At 33.1% G+C, this 18,224-nt stretch carries 14 protein-coding genes; 11 read left to right on the plus strand and 3 right to left on the minus strand.

The annotated features are described in order from the left end of the window. The first annotated feature begins 137 nt into the window (after nt 1–137). Nucleotides 138–3,311: a T9SS type A sorting domain-containing protein gene (locus IRZ80_RS07695; protein WP_194640975.1), complete on the plus strand. Its 3,174-nt coding sequence runs from the start codon at nt 138–140 to the stop codon at nt 3,309–3,311. Between the two features lie 178 nt (nt 3,312–3,489). Further along, complete coding sequence (locus IRZ80_RS07700; RefSeq protein WP_194640976.1) at nt 3,490–4,674, plus strand: hypothetical protein; 1,185 nt, start codon at nt 3,490–3,492, stop codon at nt 4,672–4,674. Nucleotides 4,675–4,928: 254 nt separating this feature from the next. Here the strand turns inward: IRZ80_RS07700 and IRZ80_RS07705 are convergent, their stop codons facing one another. Further along, on the minus strand, nt 4,929–8,681 hold the full coding sequence (locus IRZ80_RS07705; protein WP_194640977.1) for a DUF3857 domain-containing protein: 3,753 nt from the start codon (nt 8,679–8,681) through the stop codon (nt 4,929–4,931). A gap of 25 nt (nt 8,682–8,706) precedes the next feature. Continuing rightward, nucleotides 8,707–9,348, minus strand: a complete 642-nt coding sequence (locus tag IRZ80_RS07710) for a protein-L-isoaspartate(D-aspartate) O-methyltransferase (RefSeq protein WP_194640978.1) — start codon at nt 9,346–9,348, stop codon at nt 8,707–8,709. A gap of 166 nt (nt 9,349–9,514) precedes the next feature. Between IRZ80_RS07710 and IRZ80_RS07715 the strand changes: the two genes are divergently transcribed. The 9 genes from IRZ80_RS07715 to IRZ80_RS07755 all read left to right on the plus strand — a co-directional run bounded on the left by IRZ80_RS07715 (nt 9,515) and on the right by IRZ80_RS07755 (nt 17,464). Next, complete coding sequence (locus IRZ80_RS07715) at nt 9,515–10,480, plus strand: Gfo/Idh/MocA family protein (RefSeq protein WP_194640979.1); 966 nt, start codon at nt 9,515–9,517, stop codon at nt 10,478–10,480. A gap of 89 nt (nt 10,481–10,569) precedes the next feature. Continuing rightward, nucleotides 10,570–11,457, plus strand: coding sequence for a 3-hydroxyacyl-CoA dehydrogenase family protein (locus IRZ80_RS07720; RefSeq protein ID WP_194640980.1), 888 nt, complete (start codon nt 10,570–10,572; stop codon nt 11,455–11,457). Between the two features lie 39 nt (nt 11,458–11,496). Then, the gene (locus IRZ80_RS07725) at nt 11,497–12,018 is read left to right on the plus strand and encodes a hypothetical protein (protein WP_194640981.1); all 522 of its coding nucleotides are present in this window, start codon (nt 11,497–11,499) and stop codon (nt 12,016–12,018) included. Next, nucleotides 12,009–12,671 carry a YggS family pyridoxal phosphate-dependent enzyme gene (locus IRZ80_RS07730; RefSeq protein ID WP_194640982.1) on the plus strand — a complete coding sequence of 221 codons (663 nt, stop codon included), beginning with the start codon at nt 12,009–12,011 and terminating at the stop codon, nt 12,669–12,671. Before IRZ80_RS07725 ends, IRZ80_RS07730 begins: the two co-directional genes overlap by 10 nt. A 77-nt stretch (nt 12,672–12,748) precedes the next feature. Beyond that, nucleotides 12,749–14,110, plus strand: a complete 1,362-nt coding sequence (locus IRZ80_RS07735) for an exonuclease domain-containing protein (RefSeq protein ID WP_194640983.1) — start codon at nt 12,749–12,751, stop codon at nt 14,108–14,110. A 248-nt stretch (nt 14,111–14,358) separates the two neighbouring features. Then, on the plus strand, nt 14,359–15,276 hold the full coding sequence (gene miaA, locus IRZ80_RS07740; RefSeq protein WP_194640984.1) for a tRNA (adenosine(37)-N6)-dimethylallyltransferase MiaA: 918 nt from the start codon (nt 14,359–14,361) through the stop codon (nt 15,274–15,276). A 48-nt stretch (nt 15,277–15,324) separates the two neighbouring features. Next, nucleotides 15,325–15,990 (plus strand): carboxypeptidase-like regulatory domain-containing protein, encoded by a 666-nt coding sequence (locus tag IRZ80_RS07745; RefSeq protein ID WP_194640985.1) that lies wholly within the window; start codon nt 15,325–15,327, stop codon nt 15,988–15,990. Nucleotides 15,991–15,992: 2 nt separating this feature from the next. Further along, a complete protein-coding gene (locus IRZ80_RS07750) occupies nt 15,993–16,598 on the plus strand; it encodes an outer membrane beta-barrel protein (RefSeq protein ID WP_194640986.1) in 606 nt (201 codons plus the stop codon). Nucleotides 16,599–16,723: 125 nt separating this feature from the next. Then, nucleotides 16,724–17,464: an acyl-[acyl-carrier-protein] thioesterase gene (locus tag IRZ80_RS07755; RefSeq protein ID WP_194640987.1), complete on the plus strand. Its 741-nt coding sequence runs from the start codon at nt 16,724–16,726 to the stop codon at nt 17,462–17,464. Nucleotides 17,465–17,514: 50 nt separating this feature from the next. Here the strand turns inward: IRZ80_RS07755 and IRZ80_RS07760 are convergent, their stop codons facing one another. Then, a complete protein-coding gene (locus tag IRZ80_RS07760) occupies nt 17,515–18,222 on the minus strand; it encodes a response regulator transcription factor (protein WP_194640988.1) in 708 nt (235 codons plus the stop codon). Between the last annotated feature and the right edge of the window lie 2 nt (nt 18,223–18,224).

Here is an 18,224-nt window from a genome sequence, read left to right on the forward strand (position 1 = left end):
TAGTGACGATGCAAATATTCCATGGCGATAAATTATCTCTAAATAAACATTAAAAAAGAGGCAACGCCAATTGCCTCTCCGTCTTTAATAAATTAAAAATAACCGTTCAAAATTAAGTTTAACTCTATTTCAAAAGTATGAAAAAAATCTACATTACATTCTTTTTTTGTCTGCAACTATCACTGGTAGTTGCCCAAGACAATGCTACTATTCAAGAAACACAACAGGATCCAAATTGGCCTGTTCTACTTTCTAATTTGAATACAGCCCAAATTACATCAGGTATTTTAATTGATAAAATAACTACTTTTGCTAACCTTATAAACTATAATACTACCGAAAAAAACGCCTCCAATAGTAAACATTTTAATCAGGCATTAAGTGAATTGTATCGTGCTTCTGACCAAACAAGGTTAATAAGTTTGACTGAGCTTACTAACAGGACTGCCAACACAACTTCTGAAAATACTGTAGATGTAGGAATAATTAATACTACGTTTCATAAACTAAATTTTAACGAAGAAAATCCAGCTGCAGGAGGGCTTACTTTTAACCAAAGTACTGGAAAATTGTCTTCTATTGCCGGACAACAATCCTATATTAATAAGAAAATAACTATGGTTTCTCCTTTGAAGGAGTTTATAACAGGTAGCAGTTTTCAATTTAATTTTAAAAACACTTTGATTTTAAACAATGAAACTACTACAATAAAAACATTGGTTGTTGATTTTGAAGATGGAAATGTGGCTGCTACCATTATTTCAAACAGTGCTATTGTGACACCAAACAAATTAGTTAATTACTCTGCCAGTGGAATGAAAACGCTAACATTCACAATTACCTTTTCTGATAATACCACTTTGATAACTTATGGTAAAATTTATGTGAATTATAATTCAATTGCTCAAAGATCATCGGCTAGTACAACAAATTCGGCTTGCTATGAATTATTAAAAGACAAGGGTGAATTTACATCGACTATACCATTTCAGGGTTATGCCGAAACCTCGGCTGTGTATGGTAAAACAGAATACACCATTTTTTATGGCAATAGCAATAATGCAAAACAAATGGTCAAACCAATAATTATTGTTGATGGTTTTGACCCAAAAGACAAAAGAAAAGTGCAAGATTGCGATTGTGCACAAGACCCAGTATGTGTCCTTAACAATGATGATGATGATAATGGGATTTTTGACCCTGCAAAACACGAATCATTAGAAGATTTGATGAATTATAATGAAGTCATTGCAGGAAATAATGTGCAGAAAAATTTAATTCAAGAACTACGTTCAAAAGGCTATGATGTTATTATTATAAACAATCCAACCTATACCACTACCAATGTAGCGGGACAAACTGTAACTATTGATGGAGGAGCCGACTATATAGAACGCAATGCAATGACATTAGTTTCGTATATGCAATCTGTAAAAGGGCAACAAGCTATAGCAGGCAGTACAGAGAAATTAGTATTACTTGGTCCAAGCATGGGTGGGCAAATTACTCGTTATGCATTGGCTTATATGGAGAAAAAATTTGCAGAAACTAATGATCCAAAATGGCAACACAATGCTCGATTATGGGTAAGTGTAGATAGTCCGCATTTAGGAGCTAATATACCTGTAGGTGCGCAAGCTAATATTTGGTTTATGGCAGATAAATTAGGAAAAGAACCCGCAAAAATTCAATATTATGAAGAATTAAATTCAGTAGCAGGTAAACAACAAATTATTAGTCAATTCAAAAACGCTAAAGAAACTGGATATTTGGGTGGAAATAGTTTTTTTACAACCTATTACAATAATTTAAATACTAATGGGGTAGCTGGTTCAGGTGGTTATCCTGTTTCTAATTCAAGCTTTAGAAAAATTGCAATGGCAAATGGTTCCTTAACCGGAACAAAAGACGCAACAGAGCAACAAACTTTTTTGTATATGCGGGGTTATATTAGGGGTTTTTGGCCTTTTCAAAATTCAACAATTACATTATTAAGATTGCAGGATAATTTTATGCCTGCTTATGGTCAAACTAATACAGTTTTTAAAGGTGATGGACAAAACAGTACATTCAATATTGGATTTAATCATTGGTATATTGATTTTTCACATCCAAGATATACTTTAAATGTAAATAATAATAGTATAAAAGGAAGTTTAGATGTTGTTCCTGGCGGTTACTTTAAAACAGCAAAATTAATTCAAGAAGCTGTTTCTGATGGTATAAGTGATGCTGGAATACGACAAGAAACTAGAGACTATATTGAAAACCACTCATTTATTTCAACTTTTTCAGCATTAGGACACTTAAATCCAAATCAAAATTGGGGCAATCCTTTAAATACTAATTTAACCTGTCCGTCAAATAAACTAACTCCATTTGATAGTTATTATGGCACAGCAAACAACACAGAGCATACGTCTTTTACAAAAGAAAGTATAGATTGGTTATTTAAAGAATTAGATGGTATTCCTCAAGCTCCATATTTCCCAATAGATGAAAATTCACTAACAGGTCCTGATTCAATTTGCTCCACAACAACATTTTCATTTTCAGACATTTGCAAAATACCAAGTACTGCAACTTGGTCAGTTAGCCCTAATCTTCAAATAATTTCATCTACAGGTTATTCTGTTACAGTTAACCAAATTTGGAACACTCAAGGTTCAATAACAGCAACTTTTCAGAATGGACAAACTCTAACCAAAATTTTACAAGCACCAGATATAACAATGTTGACAGCTGAAGAAGATGATATCTGTTTTCAGAATGCTAATTATGATGGTATGGTAATATATGGAGCAACAAGTGGTGTTCATTTTTCTAATTTTAGCAGTTCAATTCCAAGTCAAGATAATTTGATATATTATATGCCTAATGGTTTAAGTGCTGATGGATTAGGCCGCAAATATTTAATTAATGTTCCAAGTACACTTTTTGGAGAGCAAATATTTTACAATATTACCTATACAAATCAATGCGGGCAACAAATTACAAGACCTGGTGATTTTCCAATTGTTGCTTACGAATGCAGTAATTTTAGAACAGCAACAAATAGCACTACATTTACTATTTATCCAAACCCAGCAACTACAACTATAAACGTTGCTTTATTAGACGAAACTAATGCTCCTGCTAAAAAAGCAGTTATCACTGGAAAACTATACGATTTAAATAATATCGAAAAACGCAAGGTTACAATAAAAGATAATAATGTCCAAATAGATGCCAGCGGTCTAAACAGAGGTGTTTACATTCTAAAAATAGACATGGACGGAAAATCAGAAAGCCATCAGGTTATTGTGAAGTAAACATTCAAATTGAATCATTTTTTTTCATTTATCCGACATTTTTTTATAATCTGTCGGATTTTTTTTGGCATTATTTTTGAATAAACGGTTCTAAAAACCAGTTCATCATTTCAAAATTATTGTAAATTCGCAAACATATTTTTAACCTGCTATTGACCTAAACTACTATCTCCATAAAATGAAAAAAACTACTATTCTAATTGCTTTTTTTACCATACTTGCTTCTTGTGGCGTAAAACAGACCCAGAACAATTTAGCTTCAGGAAATTATGACGCAGCCATCGATATTGCACTTTCCAATCTGCGTTCCAACAAAGACAAAAAAGGAAAACAGGATTATGTTTATCTGCTTGAAGAAGCTTTCGCCAAAGCTAAAGAAAGAGACTTAAACACTGTCAGCTTTCTGAGCAAGGAAAACAACCCAAGCAATCTGGAGAAAATTTACAATACTTATCTGACGCTAAATGACCGCCAGGAAAAAATAAAGCCTTTGCTTCCGCTGAAATTAATCAAAGAAAACCGAAATGCTATTTTTCCGTTTGACAATTATAACGATCAAATAATAAGCAGCAAAAATGCTTTGTCAAATTATCTATACACCAATGCTAAAGCCTTAATGCTTACCAAAAACAAAATGAATTACCGCAGGGCTTATGACGATTTAGTTTATCTGGATAAAATAAATCCGAATTACAAAGATGCAGGTAAAATCATCGATGAAGCTCAGTTTAGAGGAACAGATTTTGTTATTGTGACTACTCAAAATGAAACCAATATGCTTATTCCAGTACAATTGCAAAATGATTTATTGGACTTCAAAAGCTATAAAATGAATGACAAATGGACAATTTATCATAATGCCAAACAAAAAGATATTCATTACGATTATGGAATGCTTATCAGTTTTAGATCTATTTCAATTTCTCCGGAGCAGATTAAAGAACGGGAGTTCGTAAAAGAACGACAAATAGTTGATGGACAGAAAAAACAAATTGACTCTAACGGAAAAGTAGTTCTAGACAGGCTGGGAAAACCTGTAATGATAGACAATACCATAAATGCAACGGTGAGAATTTATGAAGTAAGGCAATTTAAATCCTGTCAAATCACTGCCAAAGTAGATTATTTTGACAAAAACACTAATCAGCAGCTAGAATCTTTTCCTATTGCCAGCGAGTTTGTATTCGAAAATATTTATTCGACTTACAAAGGGGACCGCCGTGCTGCAGATGATAATTATTATGCCTATTTTGACAAGAAAATTGTTCCGTTTCCTACAAGCGAACAAATGGTTTATGATACCGGCGAAGATTTAAAAGCAAAGATAAATGCAGTAATTACCAGCAATCAATTTAGAAAATAAACTAACCATCTTATATTATCCAAAAAAAGCAGCTCAAAATCGAGCTGCTTTTTTTTACTGTTCTGTATAATACCTCTTGCATTTTAAATACTTACAAAAAAGCAAAATATTTACTTTTTAGCCTCGATTGCAGTGAAAATCCTTTTGTAGAGACGGGTTTGAAACCCGTCTCTACAAAAGATTGCAGCGGAGCGGAACCGATACTTCCTGAAAATGCCAAATTTTTCTGCTCCAAAATAATTATCAAGTTTAGATTATTTAAACCCTACAATCTGTTCTTCGGCGGCGATAACTTCTTCTACGAATTTTTTGTATTCCAAATAATCTGTTGGTTTTATATTATCCCAAAGAATAGTCACCTCTCTTTTTACCTTGAGTGAATTATTTTTCAAAAGTTCAAACTGTAAGGTATAATTTTGATTCTTAAATGAAAACTTTTTGCTTTCTGGTATTTCTGAGAATTTCTTTCCTTCGGGTATGTTCAAGACAACTTCCGATTCATATTTGTTGTTATTTTCGTAGTTGAAATAATTGATGTCAAATTTTCTGCTTTCAGTGGCAATAATATCTCTTGTGTATACTTTATCGATAAAAGGAATTTCGGTTATCTTAAGTGTTCCCACTTTTTGCAGATTTTCATTTATTGAAAATTTAGTTTCATAAGTAAGCGCTTTGTCAAATATTTCATTAGATAAAAGCTTTACCGACTGCAGAGTAACCAGTTTTTGCAGCTGTTTATTATATCCTTTTTCTATCTCTTTTTCTCTGATTTCCTTTGTAGTAGCATCCGAAAACAATTCATTATAGTATGATTTTGTAGCTCCTTCAATTGTATGCGTGTTCACAAAAACTTTGGACTTATCGTCTAAGGTAACAATCGATGATGTTTTCAAGCTGTTTTGAATCGCTGTATCAAAAGGAATATTTATTAGTTTTGAAGCCTCATTTTCTTTTTTATCAAATGAAATAACTAATGCATTTGCGCTGTATAATGACCCTGGAAGCATTCTGTAAGGCAGATACCTGTCTGTAAGTTCCAAGAAAACATTTTTGTTGTCAATCTTTGTCTGTACTATACAATGATTGAAATCCCTTGATGGAAGCCGCATCGAATTAAAGCCATTATCATTGGTAGAAACCAATACCAAATTAGACTTCAATCCTGCATACTCTGATAATGCCACAAACAAGGTAGATACATCTTTACAGTCTCCTAATTTTGTTGTAATTGTTTTTGAAGGCTTTTGAGGAACATAACCGCTTTGTCTGAAATCCAGCGAACTGTAAGTGATATTTTTTTCTATATAGGTATAAATAGCTTTTGCTTTTTCATCATCTTTCAGATTAGCAGTTCCTTTTGGAAAAATGGTATTGAATGTCTCTTTGGTAATTTTATCCAATTTTAAATTTTTCTTTACCAAATCAGAATACCAATTCGAAATATCGCTCCATGATTTTATAGTTCCTACTTCAATTGTATTGGTAAGATCTGTCGAAATCGGGGCATAATCCTCTTTGAGCGATAAAGCTGGTATATTGGTTCTTTTCCAGATACTGCAGTTCTTGCCATTTATTTTTCTGCTGACTGCGGCTATATCGCCATTGTTAAAATCAGTATAATACTTACAGTCTTCCGGGCTTATCAATGCAAAAATGGCTTCGGTAGACGGATATTCGCTGTCAAAATAACAGGAAAGATTAAAATCTTTATAAAAACGGCCAGTACCATTTTCAATGCGTTCGTATTCTATATAAATAACATCCCCAACTTTTAAATTTGAAAATACTAATAAATCATTTCCTTGTTCTGCAGGGACAATTGTTCCGTCCGGTTTAATGATTTCAGATTTTAAAACCGTATTATTACTTAAGCTTATCGAATACTCCTTCATTTTTTCGATTCCATTCTCAGAAGTCACTTCGTATAAATAGGAAACTCTGGATTTTCTTCCTCCTTCCGGAAAAACATTTACAATGTATTCGTCCAATAATAATACCACACCGTAATCACTCTTTAAACCGGAATTTCTTCTGGTTTTAGCCAATTTGTAAACATCCTTTGTCGCAACTTCATCAATTTCGTTCGGAATTTTAGAAATATCATACAGCTGTTTTCTCAGTTTTTCATTACCTGAATTGTATAACAATGACTGGCGGATGTACTTTTCTGCTTCTTTATTATTCTTCATCAGATTATAAATTGCAGCTTTCTTTTCCATATTTGTAAACGAATAAGGAAAATTGCTCAGATTTTCATCTATGACCGCTAAGGCTTCATCGTATTTATTTTCATTGGACAAGATTGTTATATAGTCATTCCTGAATAAATTTATATAACTATATTCTTTAATCCGTCTTTTTACAATTCTCTCGACTGCAGCTTTATCATTGAGTTCATTATAATAGTTAATCAGTAAATTATCTACTTCATTAATTATTTTATCTTTTGCTAATTCTTCCAAAAGAGCAATTGTCTTGGCTTTGTCATTTTTTAATTTTAAATATAAAGTAGCCGATGCAATTTTAAACTTTTCGTTGCCATGCGTATCTTTATCAATATCTTTCAATAATCGGAACATTTCCTCAACATCTTCTTTTTTGGATGCAATTAAAAAATCAAACATCAGCTCACAAAAACGCTGTTTGTATTTTTTTGAACGGTCTCTGTAAGCCTCTAATTCGGCAATAGAAGAATTTTGAAGCCACTTGCCGTCTAATATCTTCATAAAGTTGACATAATAATAATCGATGTCGTTTTTTTCAATATTTTTTATAATCTCCTGTTTCTTTTGTTCTTCATCGCCCGCTAAATCATAGTACCGAAGAAAATAACTTGCAATAAAAGAACTGTTCGGATATTTTTCATCCAGCCCCTCAATAGCTTCATACGCGTCAATATATTTACCATTTGACTCATAAGCCGAATACTGAAATAATTTGTAAAGAAGATTATTAGGATTCTTTTTTACCAGATTATCAAAATAAGCTTCATAATCTAATTTCAAGACTTCAGCCTCCGCTGCATCCGATTTTGAAACAGTATACGGCAGATACTCTTTACTGAATTTCAAATCGCCGGCATCACTATAGTCCAGATTTTTCACCTGGGCAGAAAAGTAATCCCCTCCGCTGGTAACAGATAGTTTGAAAAGCAGTCTGTTTACTCCTTTTTCTAAATCAATTTTCAGAGTATAAGCATCGAGATTTGTTCTCTTAATCTCTTCGTTTAAATAGATTTCCTTGTCATTCAAAAATATTTTCAATCCCTGGCTGGCACCAAAGCGCAACAGAAAACTTTTCTTTTCCGGCGAATCAATAAAAGTCTGGGCATATATAATTCCGTTGCCGTATTCTCCTTCATTTGTAAAAAACTGATACGCATCATTTTCTACATACTTGGGATTGTACCAGCCAATTTTACCATTACTGTTGGCATCAAAAAGTTTATCGTTTTTGGCATAAATTTCAGCCTCATATTCAATGCCTAAACCGCTGCCGTTCAGATTTTCAAAAACACCGCAAAACTGCCATTGAGTTATAACTCCTAAAGCAGCAAATGACTTTTGAGCCTCTTCAAATTTCATTCTTTTGCGCTCAAATATTGCTTTTCTGTACTTTACAATGGGTAAATCCTTAAACTTTGGAGATGACGCTAAATAGTCGATTTTATTATAAGTTAAATCATTGCAGGCATCTGTCGAAATATCGCTGAGTATAATGTCCCTGTTAATAAAAGGAGCGATATAATACTGGGAATTAGGAAGTTTTTCAAGATTTTTCAGCATCGTTTCATCAAAACTGATCCTTCCCGACTGTTCATCTATAAAAGCATCCAGAAACAACAGATCAATATTAGCTGTTTTGCTTTTTCCAAACTGTTTATCAAATAAAGCTCTTGCTTCATCTCTTTTATTATTAATCAGCAGATTCAAAACATTGGTATAATCTGCCTGCGAATAAATAAAATTTGAAACAAACAGTAAAAACAAAATAGTAATTTTCTTCATAGTTTTTGGTTGGTTAAATAGCTTTTTAATTTTTATCTTCTAACAAAGGAACAAAACGGAATTCTCCAAACTCATGTTTTTCAAACTGCGTTTCATTAATTCGGACAAGCATAGTCATAATCTGGACATCTTCTCCCAAAGGAATTACAAGCCTTCCTCCTACTTTTAGCTGTGCCATCAATGGCTGCGGGATAAAAGGGGCACCTGCAGTAACGATAACACTGTCAAAAGGTGCATAATTTGGCAGTCCTTTATAGCCATCTCCAAAAGAAAGATGTTTAGGACGGATTCCTAGTTTTGGCAGTAAAACAGAAGTCTGTTTGAACAGCTCATTTTGTCTTTCTATAGAAAAAACCTGAGCTCCCATTAAGCATAAAACGGCTGTCTGATATCCAGAACCGGTACCTATTTCCAGTACTTTATGTCCTTTTTGTATTCCTAAAAGCTGCGATTGAAAAGCAACTGTATAAGGCTGTGAAATTGTCTGTCCGGCTGCAATAGGAAAAGCCTTATCCTGATAGGCATAATCTTCAAAACTGGAATTTAAAAATAAATGACGCGGTATTTTTTTTATCGCTTCCAGCACATTTTTATCCGTAATTCCTTTTTGCTTTAATACGTTTACTAATTGATTACGAAGTCCCTGATGCTTGGCTGTATCTTTCAAAATTTAAGGTTTTTATTATAGAACAAAAATAGAAAACTAAATCAATTTTTCAATTCAAAATAAAACCAAATTCTGCCCCAAAATAATAAGCATTTCTCTAGAATTTAATATTTTTATAAATTGGATTTTCTTATTTTATTACTATTTTTGTGGAAACATCATTATTATGCTGAAAATTGGAGTATTAGGTGCTGGACACCTAGGTAAAATACATTTGCGTTTATTACAACAATCTGAAAAGTATGAATTAGTTGGTTTTTATGACCCCAATCTAGAAAACGCCGAAAAAATAAACAAAGAATTTGGATACAAAAATTTCAATACCATTGCAACCCTTATCCATGCAGTAGACGTTATTGACATCGTTACACCTACACTTTCCCACTATAAATGTGCCAAAGTAGCAATCAAGTCCGGGAAACATGTTTTTATTGAAAAACCGATTTCCAATACTATTGAAGAAGCCGAAGAAATTATAGCATTAGCAAAGGAATTCAATGTAAAAGGCCAGGTTGGTCACGTAGAAAGATTCAACCCTGCGTTTATCGCTACCAAAAACATGATTGAAAACCCAATGTTTATCGAAACACATCGATTAGCAGAGTTCAATCCCCGCGGAACCGATGTCCCTGTAGTTTTGGATTTAATGATTCATGATATTGATGCTATTATGAGTGTGGTTAAATCTAATGTAAAAAAAATTGATGCTAGTGGTGTTGCTGTAATAAGCGACACTCCAGACATTGCCAATGCCAGAATTGAATTTGAAAATGGATGCGTAGCCAATCTAACCGCAAGCCGAATTTCTTTGAAAAACATGCGCAAATCAAGATTTTTCCAAAAAGATGCCTATATCTCGGTAGATTTTCTGGAAAAAAAATGTGAAGTAGTCAAAATGAAAGACGCGCCGGAAGTTCCAGGTGATTTTGATATGGTTTTACAAAATGCCGAAGGTGTAAAAAAACAAATTTATTTTGAAAATCCGGATGTAGAAAGCAATAATGCCATCCTTGACGAATTAGAAACATTTGCTGATGCAATTAATAATGATACTACTCCAGTTGTAACACTGGAACAAGCCACTGATGCCTTAAGAGTGGCTTATCAGATTATTGATTGTTTCAATAAATAAAAAAACTAAAAATTCCATTAAAGTTTAAGGTTTAAAGTCTATTATGTAGATTTTAAATTTTAAACTTTTTTAACTTTAAATATTAAAAAATGAAAATTATTGCTGTAATCGGAGCCGGAACTATGGGTAACGGAATTGCCCATACATTTGCGCAAAGCGGTTTTACTGTAAAACTGATCGATGTTTCCGAAAAATCATTGGATAAAGGGATGGCAACTATTTTTGCAAATTTAGATCGAATGGTTTCTAAAGGAACCATAACTGAAGAAGATAAAGTCAAAACCATTACCAATATTATCACTTATACTGATATTAAAGACGGTGTGGTTGGTGCCGATTTGGTTGTCGAAGCAGCTACAGAAAATGTAGAATTAAAACTGAATATTTTCAAGCAATTAAACGAAGCCTGTTCACATAATACTATTTTGGCAACCAACACTTCGTCAATTTCGATTACTCAAATTGGAGCTGTTGTAGCACATCCTGAGCGTGTAATAGGAATGCACTTCATGAATCCGGTGCCGATTATGAAACTGGTAGAAATCATCCGTGGATACAACACCAGCGATGAAGTGACGAACATCATCATGAAGTTATCCGAAAAACTCGGTAAAACTCCTGTTGAAGTAAATGATTATCCGGGTTTTGTGGCCAATAGAATTTTGATGCCAATGATTAACGAAGCCATTGAAACCCTATACAACAAAGTTGCCGGCGTTTATGAAATTGACACTGTTATGAAACTGGGAATGGGACATCCAATGGGACCTTTACAGCTAGCCGATTTCATTGGTCTTGATGTTTGCCTAGCAATTTTGAACGTAATGTACGATGGTTTCAAAAATCCAAAATACGCTCCTTGCCCATTATTGGTAAATATGGTTAGAGCAGGAAAACTGGGAGTGAAATCAGGTGAAGGTTTTTACGATTATAGCGAAAGTAAAAAGGCTGAGAAGATATCAAAGCAGTTTGTTTAAAATCAATTTTGGCAGTTTATAACTATTCAATTGTAAATTATGAAAACATTTGAAGCTGAATATAGAAGTTTATTTCAACGCTTTTTTAATATTATAAACGTAATATATTTAGAGTATTTTATACTTTTTGCCTCTTGTATTTTCATTCTAAAACCAGCAAAACCATATTTAATAATCTTTGGAATACTTCTTTTCATTATTTTTATTGTATTAGTTATCAATAATAATAAAACCAATATCCATAGAATAACTTTTCATGAAAACACTATCGAATTACAAGGAGTAACTTTCAATGAAGAATGGAAAAAATCAATCAGCATAAAAGGAACAAAAATATTTTTAAAAAGTAAAAGTTCTAAGCATGGTATATGTGGAGCCACTTTTTATATTCAATTAAAAAACACAAATAAAAAATTTTCTTTAAATAGGTTTCAAACTTTTTCTGATCAAGAAATAATTGAAATCTTTAATGAATTTAAAAACCGTAAAGAAGAGAAAATAATTATAGATGAAAAACTGATTGTAAATAGGATTCAAGAAAAAATAGAAAAATGTCAATAAAAAATAATCTTCTACATATAAAATCAACACTTCCAGAACATGTTACTCTGGTGGCGGTTTCCAAAACAAAACCTGTTTCTGATTTAATGGAAGCCTATAATGCCGGTCAGCGTATTTTTGGTGAAAACAAAATTCAGGAAATGGTTGACAAATGGGAACAAATGCCCAAAGACATCGAATGGCATATGATAGGTCACGTTCAGACCAACAAAGTCAAATACATGGCGTCTTTCGTAAGTTTGATTCACGGTGTGGACAGTTTTAAATTATTGGAAGAAATCAACAAACAAGCCAAGAAAAACAATCGAATTATTGATTGTTTACTGCAAATATACATCGCTGAAGAAGAATCAAAATTCGGTCTTGATGAAGTAGAATTGTCAGTGCTTCTCTCCTCGCCTGCTTTCAAAGAGATGAAAAATATCCGAATTGTAGGTTTAATGGGAATGGCAACCTTTACAGATGATCAAAACCAAATCAAAAAGGAATTTCAGCACCTGAAATCAATTTTTGATGGATTACAATCACTGCAAGCTGCAAACTGCAAACTGCAAACTGTTTCAATGGGAATGTCAGGAGATTATCAATTGGCAATTGCATGTGGCAGTACAATGGTTCGAATTGGAAGTAGTATCTTTGGAGGAAGAATTTGATTTTTGATTGAAGATTAACGATTTTTGATTTCAGATCTAGCGACTGAGCACTAAAAACTGTAAACTGAACACTGAATTTGTACGCAATACTAGACATAGAAACCACAGGAGGACAATTCAACGAAGAAGGAATCACAGAGATTGCTATCTATAAATACGATGGGCATGAAATCGTGGATCAATTCATCAGCTTGATTAATCCTGAAATTCCGATTCAGCCGTTTGTTGTCAAACTCACGGGTATCAACAACGAAATGCTTCGTGGCGCACCAAAATTTTTTGAAGTAGCCAAACGCATTATCGAAATGACAAACGACTGCGTGCTTGTAGCTCACAATGCTTCATTTGATTACAGAATCTTACGCACCGAATTTCGTCGCCTCGGATATGATTTCAACATCAAAACCCTTTGCACCGTAGAATTGTCCCAGCGTTTAATGCCGGAACAGCCATCTCATAGTCTGGGAAAATTAGTAAGAGCACTGGGAATTCCCATGGCCGACAGACACAGAGCCAGCGGTGATGCCATGGCGACAGTCAAACTTTTCAAGATGCTTTTGGACAAGGATTTGGAGAAAACCATCACAAAAGAACTCATCAAATTTGAAGTTATCAAAGGGGTTTCTCCGAGATTACTGGACATAATCGAAAGCCTTCCTTCCAAAACCGGAATTTATTACATTCACAAAGAAGACGGAAGTATAATATTCATCGGCCAAAGCAAAAACATCAAAAAGAGAGTCAATCAGCATTTTACAGGCATAACCAGCAGTGCCAAAAAAATTCAAGCCGAAGTATTCACGGTAACTTTCGAAGAAACCGGAAGCGAATTGATTGCACTATTAAAAGCATCCGAAGAAATAAAGAAAAACAGTCCGATTTATAATAGAATGTCTCGCAAAAAAATGCTGAATTGGGCAATCTATACCGAAAAAGACAGTGACGGATATTTGAATTTAAAACTTCAAAAAGCAGACGGGCGCAAAAAAGAAATAACCGCTTTTTCAAGCCAGCAGGAAGCAAAATCAGCTCTCAGCCGTATTACGGCAGGCTATCAATTGTGTCCAAAACTAACAGGACTTTCAGATTCGAAAACTCCTTGTCCGCAAAACGAAAACAATCCATGTGACGGAGCCTGTTCAAAAAAAATAACGCCAGAAGAATACAATGCCCGAGTTCAGGTTTTTATCGACAAAAATCTTTTCGATAACAAAAACATGATTATCATCGACCGTGGCCGAAAAACCGGCGAACACAGTGCTATATTAATAGAAAACGGAATCTACAAAGGATATGCTTTTTATGATTTGAACTATCAGATTAACACTCCTGATATTCTAAAAAACATCTTGATTCCAACCCCCAACAACAAAAACACCCGAAATTATATTCAAGAATATCTAAGAAAAAACAGAGTGCAGAAAATTATTAATTTTTAAAATTAATTAAGCCATTTTATTGACAGCTGATCCAGCTGTACACTGCAGCTCCTCATTATTCCAGTAGTTTTTCCAAGACATAAAAGGAGTATTTGAGCTACCCTCTCTTTTGGAGACGGGCTGGGGGTGAGGAGTCGCTCTTTTATGCCAAGAAAAACAAACTGTAATAACTGCGGGGTTTCCATTACCATCTGAGCTAGTGAGAGCAGTAGTCAAAAAAAGAAAATGCAAACATTGCAACAAAACGAATGAAGTATTTAATCACCATAGTCGGACCAACAGCCATAGGAAAAACAGCCTTGAGCATCCAGTTGGCCAATCATTTTAACTGCGAAATCATTTCCTGCGACAGCCGGCAGTTTTTCAGAGAAATGACAATTGGAACCGCCGTACCAAGTCCTGAAGAACTAGCTTCAGCAACACATCATTTCATTCAAAATAAATCGATTTTTGATAATTATACCGTAGGCGATTTTGAAAAAGAAGCGCTCATAAAAATCGAAGAACTATTTCAAACCAATGATTATGCTGTCCTCGTTGGAGGTTCAGGATTGTATGTCGATGCTGTTTTAAAAGGCTTTGATGAATTTCCGTCCATAGATTCTGCAATTCGTGAAAACGTAAATTTAAATTATGAAAATCTCGGAATCGAATATTTACAGCAACAGTTAGAGATACTTGACCCTGAATATTTCCAAAAAATAACTTCCGAAAATCCACAGACCTTACAAAATCCGCAACGTATGATGCGCTTTGTCGAAGTATGTCTGGGAACCGTCAAACCGTATTCCTCATTTTTAAATCAAAAGAAAAACAACCGTAATTTTACGCCAATCATCATTGGATTGGAAGCCGACAGAAACGTAATCTACGAAAGAATAAACCAGCGCGTGGATATCATGATCAATGAAGGACTTTTGGCGGAAGCCGAAACTTTATATCCCAACAAGGAATTAAACGCATTACAAACGGTAGGTTATAGAGAATTATTCAGTTACTTTGACGGAGATTTTACACTGCCATTTGCCATTGAAGAAATCAAGAAAAACACCCGCCGGTTTTCAAAACGCCAGCTCACTTGGTTCAAACGCAAAGAAAATACCCAATGGTTTAATTATTTGACTGATATAAAATTTATTATTGATTATTTAAAATTAAAAATGTAAACTTTTTTGCAGAGAATTGTATATTTATAGAAACTTAATTTCTTTAATATGAAGCAGATACTATTGTTTTTTTGCCTGTTCATTTTTCTAACTTCTTGTGAAATTCAGTATGACGGAGAAACAAAAATTGTGGTTACAGGAAAAATTGTTGATGAAAATGGAATTCCAATTCCTGAAAAAAAAATTGATATTACGATATATGGTGATGGCACTTATGCTCCTAGCGATTTGGTTTCTTATGGTAATACAGACCAAAACGGAAGTTTCACACTGATTTTCCCTGCTCCGAAAGGAGACTATAATTTTTCAATAGCTATAAATAATTTAATCAATGAAAGTAGTGAATTTCAGTCAAAAGAATTTTTTGCAAAAAGAAATAATTTTGAAAACTACAAACTGGATTTAAATAAAATCACATTATACAAAACAAAATCGATTACATATTTAAAATTAATTTTAAATAACACCTCAAAAAACAAACAAATAAAAGACATTCAAATAGAAGGAAAACAGACCGATTCTTATATTGATTTAAATCCAGAACCAAACAATCCAAATTATTATTATCCAAACACCAATTTTACTGTAATAAAAAATCAAAATATCATTTTAAAATATACAATTATTGATTATTCAAATTCTGCTGTGACCACTCCGTATAGTATTACTATTCCAGTAAACAATGATGCTGTAACCTATACAATTACATACTAATTATGAAATATAGCATCCTCTTAATTTTATTTTGTCTAAAAATATCTTATGGGCAAGAAAAAAAAACTAAAGCTCTAGTAAATTTTAAACCAGAATTTAGTCAATATGCCATAATTCCGTTTAATTTTGGTGACAATTATTTAGCAAAAGCTAATAAATCGAACGTAGGATTAGGTACCAATTTCAGTTTTCTCCAAGTTCAGCATTTCAAACTGGGAATGGGTTATGATTATATCTTTTATTCTATAACAGACCTTTCCAAAGCTGGAAATGTTGGAAGCAGCAGATATAATTCTTTTTATGGAACATTGGCTTATGAAATCAAACTTTCAAATGAATTATATTTACAGCCATATTTAGGTTTGGGTTCCATAAACTTAAATTTTAAAAACGGAAATAGAAGTTTTGGACATCAAACAGGGACAGATTTTAGAATTGGTTTTAATTTTGATTATAGATTAAATAAAATTATTTCAGCTTTTACAGGAATCGGTTATGTTTCTTCAAAATATGATATTAATACTGCTCCAGAATTTGTTTCTTTTTATGATAATTCAAAAATGCTTCAAATAAATATTGGAATAAAATTAAAATTCATTAACAACTAAAAAACTAACGATTTTAAAAACATCTTTCTACCCTATTCATAAGAAGTTGAAGACAAATTAATTATTTAACAAATCCTAAAACATATTAAAGGTTTCATACCGAATAAAGCCAAAATATTTATAAAATGCCAATAGATAAAAATTTCACATCCATTCTCAGCAGAGACTGGGAAATTAATTTTACCCAATGCACTCCAAACGGCTATTTAAAATACACCGATTTATGTAATTTACTGCAGTTAACCGCCGCTGCTCATTCTGAAGTGGGCGGTATCAGTTTTACCGATATGCAGGAATTCAATCAAGCCTGGGTACTTAGCAGAATGCGCGTAGAAATCACAGAATTACCCAAATGGAGAGACATTGTAACCGTAAAAACGTGGATTAATTCTCTAGAGAATTCTCGTTCTGTACGAGCGCTTGAAATGTATGTAAACGGGAAAAAAATAATAGGTTCTGAAACCTTTTGGGCTGTTTTCAACACCAAAGCCCGAAGACCAGAACCTTTGGCTTTACCATACGAACATTTTGAATTATTTCCCGATAAAAAAGCTACTGAAATGGGATTTTCAAAAATAAACCTCCCACAGGAAAAAGAAGAAATTTTTGAAAGAACCGTTTCTCTATCTGATTTAGACATCGTTAATCACGCCAATAATGTAAAATACCTGGAATGGTGCCTGGATCTTGTTGATGAAAATAAAATACTATCACAGCAGATCAAAAGCTTTGAAATGAACTTTTTAAAGGAACTATCTCTCAAGGACAAAGTAATAATTCACGAATGTGTAAACGATACCGACGTCGTGTTTAGCATTACAAAAGACAATAAAACCTGCTACGCTTTACAAGTCAATTGGAAATAAAAAAAGCTTCGGAATAATTTCGAAGCTTTTTTGTCTCATAAAAAATCGGATTATTTAGCTTTTACAACTAATCTGAATCCTTCACCGTGAATGTTTAAAATCTCAACATCCTCGTCTTGTTTCAAATACTTTCTTAGTTTAGCGATATAAACATCCATACTTCTGGAAGTAAAATAATTATCATCTCTCCATATTTTTGTCAACGCTAACTCTCTTGGCATCAAATCATTTTCATGGAGAATCAACATTTTAAGAAGTTCATTCTCTTTTGGAGATAATTTAATAGGCTCTTCATCTTTGAATGTCAGGAAACGAAGTTTTGAATTTAAATGAAATTTACCAACATTAAACTCAAATTGAACAACTTCTGTTTTCACATCAGATGCTTTTCTTTGAATGATGGCTTTAATTTTCATCAATAAAACTTCAGAATCAAAAGGTTTATTCAAATAATCATCAGCTCCTGCTTTATATCCTTTTAAAACATCCTCTTTCATAGATTTTGCTGTAAGGAAAATAATAGGCACATCATTATTTTTTTCTCTTATTTCTTTTGCCAGAGTATAACCGTCTTTGTATGGCATCATCACATCAAGGATGCATAAATCATAAGTATCCTTTTTGAATTTTTCAAATCCTTCCATACCATTTTTAGCCAAAACAACTTCAAAATCATTCAGCATTAAATAGTCTTTTAGAACTGCACCAAAATTTAGGTCATCTTCTACTAATAGTATTTTTTTATTTGTGTTTTCCATAC

This window comes from Flavobacterium sp. HJJ, from assembly GCF_015351475.1.
In the GTDB taxonomy this organism is placed as follows: Bacteria; Bacteroidota; Bacteroidia; order Flavobacteriales; family Flavobacteriaceae; genus Flavobacterium; species Flavobacterium marginilacus.